We start from the raw sequence: 13114 nt of genomic DNA, 5'->3' as shown, positions 1-13114 counted from the left end.
CGGGCGAAGAGATTCAGAGCAAGCGAATCCGACTCTAGCGCCCCTGGGCGCGCCAGCGCTTGACGACTCGGGAGACCATCGCCTCTTCCTCGCCGGTCTGTTTCCACAGATGCGAGAACATCGGATCGGACGAGGCCGGGCAGCGGTCGCGCTCGAGATCGTCGAACGCGACCCGGATCGGGATCGAGACGCCCTCGCCGCACACGATGCACTCGCGGTTGCGAAGCGCCGGGATGACGTCGAGGAACCCGCGCGAGCCTTCCGGCATCGCCGACTTCACGAACGCCTGGTCGCGGTCGTTGTTGAGGCGCATGGCGATGATCGTGCCGCATTGCGAAAGCACGCCCTCGGCCAGATCCGACGGGCGCTGGGTGATCAGACCGAGCGAAACGCCGTATTTGCGGCCCTCCTTGGCGATCCGCTCGAGGATCTTGCGCACCGCCTGGCCGGTCGAGGTCTTGTCCGACGGGATGTAGCGGTGCGCCTCCTCGCAGATGAGGAGGACCGGCCGCTGCGCCTCGCTTCGCGACCAGATCGCGTAATCGAAGACGAGGCGCGAGATTATCGCGACGACGACGGAGACGATGTCGGATGGCACGCCCGAGACGTCGATGATCGAGATCGGGCGGCCCTTGGCGGGCAGGCGGAAGATCTTGGACACGAACGATCCCATCGAATCCGCCACCAGCATTCCGGAGAACATGAACTGGTAGCGCGGATCGGACTTGAGCTCGTCGATCTTGCCCCTGAGACGCATGAAGGGCGCGGTGTCGGTCGCCTTGTTGAGCAGGCCCATTTCATGGGTGATCGCCGTCGTCAGGTCCGACAAGGCGTAAGGGATCGGCGAATCGACGGTGAGCTTGGAAAGCCCCTCGGCCGCCCGGTTCTTGGCCCGCGCCTGGAGGAGGCACTTGGCGAGGATGTCCATGTCCTGCTGGCGGTCGGCGCCCTGCGAGGTGACGAAGACCTCGCAATGCTCCTCGAAGTTCATCAGCCAGTAGGGCATTGCGAGATTGTCGACGTTGAACAGCTCGCCATGACCCTTGAACGCGGCCGAATATTCGCCGTGCGGATCGATCATCACGATATGGCCCTCGGGCGATTGATCGCAGATCCGGTGCATGATGAGCGCGGCCGCGGTCGACTTGCCGGTGCCGGTCGATCCCAGGAGCGCGAAATGCTTGCCGAGCAGGGCGTCGATATAGAGCGCGCCGCGAACGTCCTTGGTCGGATAGACGGTGCCGATCTCGATATGCGCGCGCTCGTCGGCGGCGAACATCTGCTTCAGATCCTCGGCGGCGACCGGATAGGCCTTGCTTCCGGGGATCGGATAGGAGGTGATTCCGCGCTTGAAATTGGCGAGCTTGCCAGACGCCGAATCTTCGTCGCCCTCGCCGAGGAAGTCGATCTCCGCGCTGACCCTTCCGGCCTCGGCGTCGATCACCCGCAGCCGGCGAACGTTGGCGAGAAGCCAGCGGCGGCCCGACGCGATCTTGATCTGGCTGCCGACCTGGCCGGACATGGCGATGCTCGGATCGGGATCGTCGGCGAGCTCGACGAGCCGGCGTCCGATGATCTCGACCTGAGCGCCGCTCCCGCCCACCTCGACGACCTGTCCGATCGCCTCATGACTGGCGACCAGCGGCCTTTTGCCACGAGCGGCCGGCTGGATGTTGCCGGTGCCGCCCTCGTTGGCGGGAAAGCTGTGAAGGTTGATTCCGTCGGTCATAAAGGGCCTTGCAGCTGGTCCAGCCGCCCGTCCTAATGGAATAGGGTAAACAAGAGTTTGACAACGAGAACACGCGCTTATCCGTAGCGGCGCTGGAAAAACGCGCTGGCCGCCCAGCCCAGCAGCAGCGAGAGGGACACGGCGACGATTCCGTAGGTCAGCGACCAGCGCTCGGCGGCCTGGGCGATGAAGCCTTCGAAGCCCAGCTTCTCGATCCGGATCTCGCGCGCCGCGCCGGCGATCACCCTTCCGTCGCGGATCAGGAAGGTCTCGGCGGAATAGGTGCCCACCGGAACCCGGGCGGGAATGGCGATGCGGGCGCGGTAGAGCACGCCCTCGCTGATCTCCACGCCACGCGGATATTCGGCGTAGAGCTGGTTGCGCCGCCTGAGATCGATCAGGCCCTGCTCGAAGCGGCGCAGAGTGTCGGGGGAAGCGCCGCCGCCGGGCGAAAGCTGGAGGTTGTCGAGGCCGAGCTCGTAGATCGCCGCGGTCCTCTCGTCGACCAGCCGGGACAGCGGGCGCGAGGAGGCCACGGCGTAGAAAGCGGGGGCCGAGCGGAACCGCACCCGTTCCACGTTCATCCAGATGCCGGCGACCTTCTGCTTCTCGCGCAGCACGATCCGCTCCAGCGGCCCCTTCAGAACCACGGCGATGTCGGGGGTCGCCTGCGGCGTGCGGCCGCCCGGATAGAGGATGGCGCCGAACAGCAGCAGCTCCGCGCCCGAGAAGCTGTAGCGGATCTCGACGTTGCGCTGCGACACGTCGGGCACGAGCCGCGGCTCCGCCTGGCCGAGCGCCAGCGGCGCGATCAACGCGAGGAGCAGGACCTTCGGGCGCCTCACAGCATCTGGACCGTGTAGATTTCCTCTGGGCGGTAACCGAGCTGGAGCGCCATTCGGAACGCGACTCCGAGAACGACGATCGCCAGGATCATGCGCAGAAGCTCCGGCTTCATCTTCTGGGCGAAGCGCGCGCCATATTGCGCGCCGATCACCGATCCCAGCAGAAGCAGGCCGGCGAGCACGATATCGACCGAACGGGTGGTGGTGGCGTGGACCAGGGTGGTGACCGCGGTGACGAACAGGATCTGGAGCAGCGAGGTGCCGACCACGACCTGCGCCGACATGCCGAGCAAATAGATCATCGCCGGGACCATGATGAAGCCGCCGCCGATGCCGAGCAGGACGGTGAGCAGGCCGGAGATGAAGCCGAGCCCAAGCGGGGCGAGCGGCGAGATGTAAAGGCCGGAGCGGTAGAAGCGCCAGCGCATCGGAAGCGCGGCAATGATCGGATTGTGGCGCTTCGCCGGGCGGGCCAGAGCGCGGGCCGACGGCTTCAATATGTCGAGCGCGGTCGCGGCTTCCTTGGCCATCATCAGCCCGACCGCGCTGAGCAGAAGGACGTAGAGGACCGAGATGACGGTATCGATCTGGCCGGAATTTTGCAGCAGACGGAAGATGAAGCCGCCGAGGATCGATCCCAGCACGCCGCCGGCGATGATCACAGCCCCCATCTGAACGTCGACCCCGCGCCGCCGGCGGTGGGCAAGCACCCCTGAGATGCTGGTGCCGGTGATCTGAGTCGTCGCCGAGGCCACGGCCACCGCGGGCGGGATTCCGTAGAAGATCAGGATCGGCGTGGTGAGAAAGCCGCCGCCGACCCCGACCATTCCGGTCAGCAGGCCGACCAGCCCGCCGAGGCCGACGATGACCAGCGCGTTCACCGAAAGGCCCGCGATCGGCAGGTAAATGTCCATTGCCGGCGGACCCTAACCGCGAATGCACCCGCGCGGAAGGCGCGGAAGGCGACAAAGGTTCGGCTTCCCGGCTCAGAAATCGGTGGCGATGACCAAGGCCGGGCCGGAGGCGGGCCGCGCGTCGCCGGCGATTCGAAAGCGCCAATCGGCCTCGATTCGTATCGCGCTGTTCGAAACGGGGAGCCGGTAGGACAGGCTCGGGCCGACATCGAGCCGAGCGGCGCCGGGCTGGGCCGCGCCCCAGGCGCCGCCGCCCGCCTCCAGCCGGCCGAGCGTCGCGACGGCGCGAGCCGAGCCATCGACGAACCCGTCGCGCGAGCGCAGGCCGACGATACCGGCCTGCGCATAGCCATCGATGCGGAAGAGCTTGCCGACGGCGTGGGAGAAGCCGCCATAAAAGGTGATCGAGAAAGCGGATTGCCCTTCGTCTCCAATCGCCTGTCTCCGTTCGGCGAGCAACGACACGGGTATGGAGGCGAAAGGACGCCAATCGACACCGGCGGCAGCCTCCGCTCCCTCCGGACGGCGCAGCGGGAGATAGGCCCGCGCGCTCAGCGACCAGTGCCGGCCGAGACCGTATGTCAGCCGCCCGCCCGCCTGGCTGCCGCCGAGCGTTCCGCCGGGCGCGAGCGAAGGCTGCCCGATATCGCCGCGCGCCAGCAACCAGGCCGATCCGCTCCAACGGCTCGGGCGAGCGGGAGGCGGAGCGGCCATTGCGGCAGCCGGGCCGATCCCGGCCGCTCGCGGCGGCTCCGTGGCGACGACGGGTTCGAGGGGCATTGGGGCGAAAGCGGGCTCGCCCGCCCCGGCCATGGCGACGATCGGTGAGGCAGGCCCGCGTGAGACAGGCGGAGCGGAAGGGGTTGGACTCGCCATTCCCGGCGAAATCCATTCCCGCTGGGCGATGGCGGTCACCGCACGATCGGGCGGCGGCCGCTGCGCCATCGCCGCCGCCGGCACTCCGAAGGCCAGCGAGGAACCGGGAGCAAGGGAAAGAAAGGCCGCGCGGACAACGACCCAGCCGCCAAGCAGCATGCCAAGAAAGCGGAACGGCGCGGCGCGCCTCATTCGCCCTGCCCCGGACCCGGAAAAGCGTGCGCCGTCTTGTCCCACGCCGTTGGCCGCCCGGTCCGCACCATCGTCAGATAATTGCCGGCCGCTCGTCTCGCCGCCATCATCGCGATGATGTTTCCGGTCACGGTCCGCGGCAGCGCGCGGAAGCCCTCGCGCCAGCCATAGGCCGCGGCGACGAAGGCGAAGCGCATGGCCAGCCGCCACAGCAGCAGAACCGAGTTCGTGGCCAGCAGGACCAGCATTGGCCGGGAAAAAGGCTCGGCCGGGCGGCCCACGCTCCACCCCGCCAACGCCAGCGCCGGGCCCAGGATCAGAGCCAAATAGCCGGTGAAGAGCAGCAGCGCGGCGAACACCGACTGCCGGTCGCGCAGCCGCATCCAGAATTCGGCCGGTCCGCCCTCCCAGCCGAGCCGGTCCCAGCCGGCCAGCGCGATCCCTGCCATCCATCGCGCCTTCTGCGTCACCGCGGCGTGGATCGTGCCTGGGAAATATTCGCGCGTGGCGACGACCGCGCGGCCCGTGCCACCCGGCAACCGGACGAACGCGGCCGGGTAGCCGGCGGCCCGCAGCCTTAGGCCGAGCTCGTAATCCTCGGTCAGGCTGCCGGGGTCGAAGGGAAGGCCGTAGCGCCGCGAAAGCGCATCGAGCACCCGGCGCGAAATGGCGCAGCCGACGCCCGCCGCAGGGATGCTTGCCCCCAGCGCCTCGCGAACGACCATCTCCTTGCCATGCGCTTCGGCGAACTCGTCGATATAATGCCCGGCGATCCAGCGCGACCTCTGGTCGACCAGCGGAAGCACCGGAAGCTGGACGAGGTCGAACTGCTCGATCAGCGCGTCGAACAGGCCAAGCTCGTCGGCGTGCACCACATCCTCGGCATCGTGGAGCACGACCGCCTTGAAGCGCACGCGCTCGTCGCGCTCGTCCGCGCGCATCCGCGACCACATGGCGTTGAGGCAATCGGCCTTGGTGGTCGGTCCCGGCGACGGCGTGACGACCAGCCGAACCTTCGGCCCGGCCGCCGAACGCACCGCCGCGATCGTCGCCGGATCGTTCGGGTAGCAGCCGACGTAGAGGCGATAGTCCGAGTCCCCGAACGCCCGCTGCGCGTGGTCGAGCATGGGCGCGATCACCTCCGATTCGTCCCATGCCGGAATGAACACGGCGATTCGGCCCGGTTGCATCGCGGTCGGGGGCGTGGCAGCGGATTGCGGTCCGCCGCCCAGGACGAACCTCTTCAGCCGGAGGGCGAGATAGAGAAGATCGACGCCGAGGTCGCTAACGCCGAGAAAAAGGAAGCCGACGGCGGCGAACAGGATCAGTTCGCGAAGGATCATATCCCCGGCGTCGAGCAGCGTAAAAAGCAAGTTCCGAAACCCACCCTCGATTCGGAGTTCAAAATGGACCAACGTCCGGCGGATTGGCAAGAGGAGAATAGGGGACGCATGAATAGGGACGCCGTCGCCGCAATATTCGGCAAGGACCGGGGCTGATGCGATGCTTTTTCGACTTGCGACAGTCCGCCCACGCGCCGACGCTGGAGCTGCACAATGGCGGCTTCGTGCCGTTCGCCGAGACTCCGGCGCGCGCCGAATCGATCCGCGCCGCGCTCGGCGGGACCGAGCCGGCCCGCGACCATGGCGAGGCGCCGCTGCGCGCCGTGCACGGCGAGGCCTATCTCGCGTTCCTGCGATCGGCGCACCGCGACTGGCGGGCGGCCGGGCGAGAGGGCGATGCCGGCGGCTATGCCTGGCCCGTCGTCCGCCGCCGGCCGCTCGACCTGAACCGGATCGACGCCAGGCTCGGCCTCTACAGCTTCGACGCATCGAGCCCGATCGCGGCCGGGACTTGGGAGGGCGCCTATTGGTCGGTGCAGACGGCGCTCACCGCGCTGGATGCCGTGCTCGACGGCGAGGGGCCGGCGTTCGCGCTCTGCCGTCCGCCCGGCCACCATGCCGGGGCCGACTATCTCGGCGGCTATTGCTACCTGAACAACGCCGCGATCGCCGCCGAGGCCGCGGTAAAGTCCGGCAGGCGGGTGGCGATCCTCGACATCGACTATCACCACGGCAACGGCACGCAGGACATTTTCTACGATCGCGGCGACGTGCTGTTCGTCTCGATCCACGCCGATCCCGTGATGGATTACCCCTATTTCTGGGGCCATGCCGACGAAAGCGGCGAGGGCGACGGGCAAGGCGCGACGCTCAACCTGCCGCTGCCCCGCGGGACCGATCTCGGCGCCTATATCCCGGCCCTCGAGCGGGCGCTGGCACGGATCGACGCCTTCGCGGCGGATCTGCTCGTCATCTCCTACGGCGCCGACACCTTCTCCGGCGATCCGATTTCACACTTCCGGTTGGAGACGGGGGATTATCGCGCCGTCGGGCGCCGTATCGCATCGCTCGGTAAGCAGAGCCTGATCGTCATGGAAGGCGGCTATGCCGTCGACGCGCTCGGCACCAACGTCGCATCGTTCCTGGCGGGATTCCGATAAGCGCCACATGCTCGTCCTCGTCCTGGTCTCGGACGCGTTTCGGGCGGTGCTCTGCGTCCCGGTCAACGCCGGGACTCGCCGGGCCGCTCCGGCGGCGCGGACAAAGGGCAGTGCCAGCTGGGCCCACAGGCTGTTGGCATCGCCGGCGTCGATCTCGTCGAGGCCGTAGCGATGAACGATTTCAGACCCTGGCTCGCGATAGGTCGTGAACAGCCGATCCCAGCAGATCAACAGGCTGCCGAAATTGCTGTCGGTCTGCGCGCGCTCGGCGGAATGATGGAGGTGGTGGACCTCGGGGGTCACGAACAGGAGGCGAAGCCATTGCGCCGCGCGCGGCGGCAGGCGGACATCGAGATGATCCGAATAGCCGGCCGCGATCAACACCGCCTCGACCAGGGCGACCGACCATACCGGCAAGCCGAGCAGCAGGGTGCCTGCCGAGAAGACCAATAGTCCGGGGAGCAGCTCAAGCGGATGATGGCGCAGGCTGAGCGAGATATCGACGTGCGGATCGCAATGGTGAACCTTGTGGAGTCGCCACAGCCAAGGGACGGCATGGCTCAGCCTGTGCACCAGATAGCCGAGGCCGGTCCGCGACAGCATCGCCGCGATCAGTACGATCAGCGCCGGCGCATCGATCTGATGGAACAATCCCCATTGCCGCTGCTCGGCGAAATAGGCCGACGTGGTGACTCCGAAGGGAATGATCAGCGCGATCAGCCCCGATGCGATTGGCAGGCTGAAATTGACGATCAGCCGGCCGTGCGCCGAGGATCCCGGATCGCGCCCCTTGCTGAACGCGGCCTCCAGCCCCGCGAAGGCGACGAAAAAACCGACATAGGCGATGGCAAGGTTGCCGGCGAGCAGCATGCCCAGACGCTCGAGTTGGTTCGCTTCCTGCACGCCCGGCCCTCCCGCTTGCCAAGTAGCCCGTCCGGCTCTAGCCTTCAATCTGAACCGGCACGTGCGCCGCCTGATCGGGAGGATTTCGATGGCCAGACACACTGCGCTTTTCGCCGCTGCGTTCGCCGCCGGCATCTGCCTTGGCGCAGCCCCGGCAATCGCCGGGATCCCGGTCCCGGCCCCGGAGGCGGGGGTCGGAATGGGCGCGATGGCTTTGATCGGAACTGGCTATCTCTACCTCAAGAGGCGGATCGCCCGCCGCTGATCCGCGTCGCGACGTGACGTCGAACGTTGCCGATGTGCGCGGCGGCTGGCCCGCCCGCACCGACCTGTTCGCGCTCCTGCTGGCCCTCGCTTTGCTCAACGGTCTAGCGGCGCGCATATCCGGCGCTCTGGCGACAGGCTATGAGACTGCGCTTTTCTCGCTGCTCGGCGTGGACGCGGTTCTTTGGTTCGCTCTCTATGCGATCATCAAGAGCGCGCTGGGCGACGGCGTCGCCGCACCACTGCGCCGAGCCGACAAATATGTCGCTGCGCTGCTGTTGATCTGTTGCTTGCTCCCGGTGGTGGCCGCTGCATCGGTCGCCCTGTTCTCCACGGCGCTCTATTTGCTGCGGACGACGGAGCCGCGAACCCCGCTGCGCAAGTTGGCGCTGATCGCGCTGGCCGCCACCGGGCCATTGCTCTGGGGGCCTGCCTGCATCAACCTGCTTGGGCCGGAGATCACGCGACTCGAGGCGGTAATCATCGGCGCCGGAACGGGGCTTCCGACCGCAGGCAATGTGTTTCGCTCGTACGACGGCAGCGCGACGTTCATCGTTGCTGGAGGCTGCTCGTCACTGGCGAATGTCTCGATCGCCCTGCTGCTTCTCGTCGTGCTCACCCAGCTGCTCGATATCCCGCTGTCGCGCCGGCTGGTGCCGGTCGCGGCCGCCGCGATCGCTGCGACGATCCTCGCCAATACCGGCCGTCTGGCGGCGCTCGGCCTGTGGCCCGAACATTATCATTATCTGCATGAGGGCGGCGGCCGCCAATTGGCCGCCTGGGCAAGCCTGATCCTGACCGGCGCAGTGATCGGCGTTGGGCTCTATCGTGTCGCGCGCGCTCCGGCTTAGCCTTGTCTTCGCCGTGTTGATCGGCCTCACGATTACACCGAAGCTGATCGGCGTCGGGAGGATCGGGGAGCCGGACGCCGCGCGGCTGGCGCGGGACATGGCGGCGGCGCTGACCGCGCGGGGCTTTCGCACGGCCGTGGTGGCGCACCATCTGTTCGATCATGTCGTGGCACGAAGGGGAAGCTGCACCCTGGTCGCGACGAACGCGCTCACCCAAGGCTATTTGCGCGAACGCTTCACCGAGGAGACGGCCGCCATCGGCCCCACCTATTATCATTATCGCGGCGCGACCGGCCCGAGCTTCCCGCGCTTCATTCCGGTGGTCTCGGAGCGTCTGCAGAATTGGGCCAATCGGGTCGGAATCGCCGTGCCGCGGGCCCCGGTGATCGCGATCGCTGCGTCGCCGGCCTGCCGACTCGATACCGTTGACTGGGCCGCGTTCCGGATCTGGCCGATGCCGCAGCCCGGCCGGCGCTAGAGTTTCTCCGTCAGCTCCGGGACGATCTTGAACAGGTCGCCGACCAGGCCGACGTCGGCGACCTGGAAGATCGGGGCGTCCTCGTCCTTATTGATGGCCACGATGACCTTCGAATCCTTCATGCCCGCGAGGTGCTGGATCGCGCCCGAAATGCCGATCGCGATATAGACTTCGGGGGCGACGATCTTGCCGGTCTGGCCGACCTGATAGTCGTTCGGCGCGTAGCCGGCGTCGACCGCCGCGCGGCTGGCGCCCACTCCGGCCTTGAGCTTGTCGGCGAGCGGATCGAGAAGCGCGTGGAACTGCTCCGAGGAGCCGAAGGCGCGGCCGCCCGAGACGATGATCTTGGCGCTCGTAAGCTCGGGCCGCTCGGACTTGCTGAGCTCTGCGCCGACGAACGAGGACAGGCCCGAATCGCCGCCGCCCGCAAAGGGCTCGACGACGCCGTTGCCGCCCTCTTTCTCGGCCTTCTCGAACGCCGTGCCGCGAACGGTGATCACCTTCTTGGAGTCGGACGATCTAACCGTGGCGATCGCGTTGCCGGCGTAGATCGGCCGGGTGAACGTGTCCGGCCCTTCGACGGAGAGGATCTCGCTGATCTGCATGACGTCGAGCAGGGCGGCGACGCGCGGAGCGACGTTCTTGCCCGTCGTGGTGGCGGCGGCGACGAAATAGTCGCAATGGTCGCGCACCAAAGCGGCGGCGACCGGGGCGACATTCTCGGCCAGCTGGTGGGCGTAAGGGGCGCCGTCGGCGACATGGACCCTGGTCACGCCGGCGATCTTGGCGGCGGCCTCGGCGACGGCGCCGACGCCCTGCCCGGCGACCAGCGCGTGAACCTCGCCGAGCTGCGAGGCGGCGGTGACGGCGGCCAGGGTGGCGTCCCTGATCGCCCCGTCTTCGTGCTCGACCAGAACCAGCGCGACGCTCATGCCACCACTCCCAGAGTCTTCAGCTTGCCGATCAGTTCTTCGACGGACGCGACCTTGACGCCGGCCTGCCGCTTCGACGGCTCCTCGACCTTCAGCGTGGCCAGGCGCGGATTCGTATCGACGCCGAAATCCGCGGGCGTCTTGGTCGCCAGCGGCTTGGATTTGGCCTTCATGATGTTGGGCAGCGAGGCGTAGCGCGGCTCGTTGAGCCTGAGGTCGGTGGTGACCACCGCCGGCACGCTGAGCTTCACCGTCTCCAGCCCGCCGTCGACCTCGCGGGTGACGTCGACCTTGTCGCCCGCGATCTCGACCTTGGAGGCGAAGGTGCCCTGCGGCCAGCCGAGCAGGGCGGCGAGCATCTGGCCGGTCTGGTTCGAATCGTCGTCGATCGCCTGCTTGCCGAGGATGACCAGGCCGGGCTGTTCCTCCTCGGCAACCTTCGCCAGCAGCTTGGCGACGCTAAGCGGCTCGACCTCGTCGTCGGTCTGGATCAGGATCGCCCGGTCGGCGCCCATCGCGAGCGCGGTGCGCAAAGTCTCCTGCGCCTTGGCCGGGCCGATCGAGACGGCGACGATCTCGGTGGCGACGCCCTTCTCCTTCAGGCGGATCGCCTCCTCGACGGCAATTTCGTCGAACGGGTTCATGCTCATCTTGACGTTGGCGAGATCGACTCCCGTGCCGTCGGCCTTGACCCGCGGCTTGACGTTGAAATCGATCACCCGCTTGACGGCGACCAGCAGCTTCATCGCTTCAATCCTTCTCTTCGACCCTCTCCCCTTGTGGGAGAGGGCGACTCACGCGAAGCGTGAGCGGGGTGAGGGGTGCGCTCGCCCAAGCGAGCGCGCGACGCTTCGCGTCGCCACCCCTCATCCAACTTCGCCTAAGCTCGCTTCGCTCGCTAAGGCTTCGTATCCTTCCCCCACAAGGGGGAAGGTTGTTACGCCGTCACCGTGCCCTTCACTTCGGCGACGATCTTCCGCGCCGCATCCCCCAAATCCTCCGCCGGGACGATCGCCAGGCCGCTGTCGGCGAGGATTCGCTTGCCCTCTTCGACGTTGGTGCCCTCGAGGCGGACCACCAGCGGCACCTGGATGTCGATCTCGCGCGCGGCGGCGACGATTCCCTCGGCGATGATGTCGCAGCGCATGATTCCGCCGAAGATGTTGACCAGGATGCCCTCGACCGCGGGATCGGAGAGGATGATCTTGAACGCCGCGGTCACCTTCTCCTTCGAGGCGCCGCCGCCGACGTCGCAGAAATTGGCCGGGAAGGCGCCGTTCAGCTTGATGATGTCCATCGTCGCCATGGCGAGGCCAGCGCCGTTGACCATGCAGCCGATATTGCCATCGAGCTTGATGTAGGCGAGGTCGAATTTCGACGCCTCCAGCTCCATCGGATCCTCCTCGCTCTCGTCGCGCAGCGCTTCGAGATCGGAGTGGCGGAACTCGGCGTTGGAATCGAAGCCGACCTTGGCGTCGAGCACGAGCAGCTTGCCGTCGTCGGTGACGGCGAGCGGGTTGATCTCGATCTGCGCGGCGTCGGTGCCGATGAAGGCGTCGAACAGCAGCTTCGCCACCGTCTGCGCCTGCCTGGCGAGGTCGCCGGAAAGGCCCAGGGCGTGGGCGACCGCGCGGCCGTGATGCGGCATGAAGCCGGTCGCCGGATCGACCGAGAAGCTGTGGATCTTCTCCGGAGTCTCGTGGGCGACATCCTCGATGTTCATGCCGCCCTCGGTCGAGGCGACGAAGGCGATCCGTCCCGTCTTCCGGTCGACCAGAAGCGCGAGGTAGAATTCCTTGTCGATGTCGACTCCGTCGGTGACGTAGAGGCGATTAACCTGCTTGCCCTGCGGCCCGGTCTGGACCGTCACCAGAGTGTTGCCGAGCATGTCGGCCGCAGCGGCGCGGACCTCGTCGGCGGTGCGCGCGAGGCGAACGCCGCCCTTGGCTTCGGGGCCGAGCTCCTTGAACTTGCCCTTGCCGCGCCCGCCGGCATGAATCTGCGCCTTGACCACATAGAGCGGGCCGGGGAGCTTCCCGGCCGCGGCGACGGCCTCCTCGACGCTCATTGCGGCGAAGCCGGCGGGGACCGGGACGCCGAACCTGGCGAGCAAATCCTTCGCCTGATATTCGTGAATGTTCATGGGCCGGGCCTAAGCACAGGGGCGGGCGCGAATCCACCCCCGCGTCTGCACATGCGTGCCTAGACCGTCGCGCCAGGAAGCGTGATCATGAAAAATGACGCCGCGGGTGCCCGGAACGAGAAAAGGGCGCCCCCGCGGGGACGCCCTCTCCTTCATCCGTCGAGCGGATTAATGATTGTCGCTGTTGCGCACCGCGTCGGCAGCATTCTCGCCGGCGTTACGGGTGGCTTCGGCGGCGTTTTCCGCGTTGTCCGTGATGGCTTCGGAGGTATTGGAAGCGTTCGCTTCGATGACGTCCGCAGCGTTCTCGGCGTTCGCCTCGATGGCGTCGGCCTTGTTCTCGGTCGGGCTCTGGTTGCACGCGCCGAGCGCGATGAAACCGGCGGCCGCGGCGATCGTGACGATGACCTTCATATGTATCCCCTCTCAAAAAGAGGGCGCCCAAGCCAAGCCCGGACACCCCGGATGTTGCGTAAGACACCCG

General features: G+C 67.2%; 12 protein-coding genes and 1 pseudogene. 4 read left to right on the top strand and 9 right to left on the bottom strand.

The features are described 5' to 3' along the window. Positions 1 to 34 precede the first annotated feature (34 nt). The 3 genes from E6G92_11575 to E6G92_11565 all read right to left on the bottom strand — a co-directional run bounded on the left by E6G92_11575 (position 35) and on the right by E6G92_11565 (position 3488). Positions 35 to 1729, bottom strand: a complete 1695-nt coding sequence (locus tag E6G92_11575; GenBank protein ID TMJ20352.1) for a DUF87 domain-containing protein — start codon at positions 1727 to 1729, stop codon at positions 35 to 37. Positions 1730 to 1806: 77 nt separating this feature from the next. Beyond that, positions 1807 to 2574 (bottom strand): hypothetical protein, encoded by a 768-nt coding sequence (locus E6G92_11570; GenBank protein TMJ20351.1) that lies wholly within the window; start codon positions 2572 to 2574, stop codon positions 1807 to 1809. Next, positions 2571 to 3488 carry a sulfite exporter TauE/SafE family protein gene (locus tag E6G92_11565; GenBank protein TMJ20350.1) on the bottom strand — a complete coding sequence of 306 codons (918 nt, stop codon included), beginning with the start codon at positions 3486 to 3488 and terminating at the stop codon, positions 2571 to 2573. Before E6G92_11565 ends, E6G92_11570 begins: the two co-directional genes overlap by 4 nt. A 221-nt stretch (positions 3489 to 3709) precedes the next feature. Between E6G92_11565 and E6G92_11560 the strand changes: the two are divergent. Continuing rightward, a pseudogene (locus E6G92_11560) lies at positions 3710 to 3892 on the top strand (hypothetical protein). 660 nt (positions 3893 to 4552) lie between these two features. Here the strand turns inward: E6G92_11560 and E6G92_11555 are convergent. After that, positions 4553 to 5899 carry a glycosyl transferase family protein gene (locus E6G92_11555; protein ID TMJ20349.1) on the bottom strand — a complete coding sequence of 449 codons (1347 nt, stop codon included), beginning with the start codon at positions 5897 to 5899 and terminating at the stop codon, positions 4553 to 4555. A gap of 155 nt (positions 5900 to 6054) precedes the next feature. Here E6G92_11555 and E6G92_11550 point away from each other — a divergent pair, with 155 nt between their 5' ends. Further along, positions 6055 to 7059, top strand: coding sequence for a histone deacetylase family protein (locus E6G92_11550; protein TMJ20348.1), 1005 nt, complete (start codon positions 6055 to 6057; stop codon positions 7057 to 7059). On the opposite strand, the gene E6G92_11545 is transcribed toward E6G92_11550, so the two are convergent. Then, a complete protein-coding gene (locus tag E6G92_11545; GenBank protein ID TMJ20347.1) occupies positions 6910 to 8097 on the bottom strand; it encodes a sterol desaturase family protein in 1188 nt (395 codons plus the stop codon). The two genes, E6G92_11550 and E6G92_11545, sit on opposite strands and share 150 nt — an antisense overlap. Before the next feature lie 89 nt (positions 8098 to 8186). On the opposite strand from E6G92_11545, the gene E6G92_11540 reads away from it, so the two are divergent. Next, positions 8187 to 9077, top strand: coding sequence for a hypothetical protein (locus tag E6G92_11540; GenBank protein TMJ20346.1), 891 nt, complete (start codon positions 8187 to 8189; stop codon positions 9075 to 9077). Next, complete coding sequence (locus tag E6G92_11535; GenBank protein TMJ20345.1) at positions 9055 to 9555, top strand: hypothetical protein; 501 nt, start codon at positions 9055 to 9057, stop codon at positions 9553 to 9555. The genes E6G92_11540 and E6G92_11535 overlap by 23 nt, the downstream gene beginning before the upstream one ends. Here the strand turns inward: E6G92_11535 and E6G92_11530 are convergent. The 4 genes from E6G92_11530 to E6G92_11515 all read right to left on the bottom strand — a co-directional run bounded on the left by E6G92_11530 (position 9552) and on the right by E6G92_11515 (position 13044). After that, positions 9552 to 10487 (bottom strand): electron transfer flavoprotein subunit alpha/FixB family protein, encoded by a 936-nt coding sequence (locus tag E6G92_11530; GenBank protein TMJ20344.1) that lies wholly within the window; start codon positions 10485 to 10487, stop codon positions 9552 to 9554. The genes E6G92_11535 and E6G92_11530 overlap by 4 nt on opposite strands. Then, positions 10484 to 11233 carry an electron transfer flavoprotein subunit beta/FixA family protein gene (locus E6G92_11525; GenBank protein TMJ20343.1) on the bottom strand — a complete coding sequence of 250 codons (750 nt, stop codon included), beginning with the start codon at positions 11231 to 11233 and terminating at the stop codon, positions 10484 to 10486. The genes E6G92_11530 and E6G92_11525 overlap by 4 nt, the downstream gene beginning before the upstream one ends. Positions 11234 to 11424: 191 nt before the next feature. Then, the gene (gene sucC / locus E6G92_11520) at positions 11425 to 12630 is read right to left on the bottom strand and encodes an ADP-forming succinate--CoA ligase subunit beta (protein ID TMJ20342.1); all 1206 of its coding nucleotides are present in this window, start codon (positions 12628 to 12630) and stop codon (positions 11425 to 11427) included. 168 nt (positions 12631 to 12798) lie between these two features. Further along, positions 12799 to 13044 (bottom strand): hypothetical protein, encoded by a 246-nt coding sequence (locus E6G92_11515; GenBank protein TMJ20341.1) that lies wholly within the window; start codon positions 13042 to 13044, stop codon positions 12799 to 12801. Positions 13045 to 13114: the final 70 nt, after the last annotated feature.

This window comes from Alphaproteobacteria bacterium (genome assembly GCA_005883305.1).
Classification (GTDB): Bacteria; Pseudomonadota; Alphaproteobacteria; order Sphingomonadales; family Sphingomonadaceae; genus Allosphingosinicella.
The sequence above is the reverse complement of the archived record's forward strand: the minus strand, read 5'-3'. Positions and strand labels throughout refer to the sequence as shown.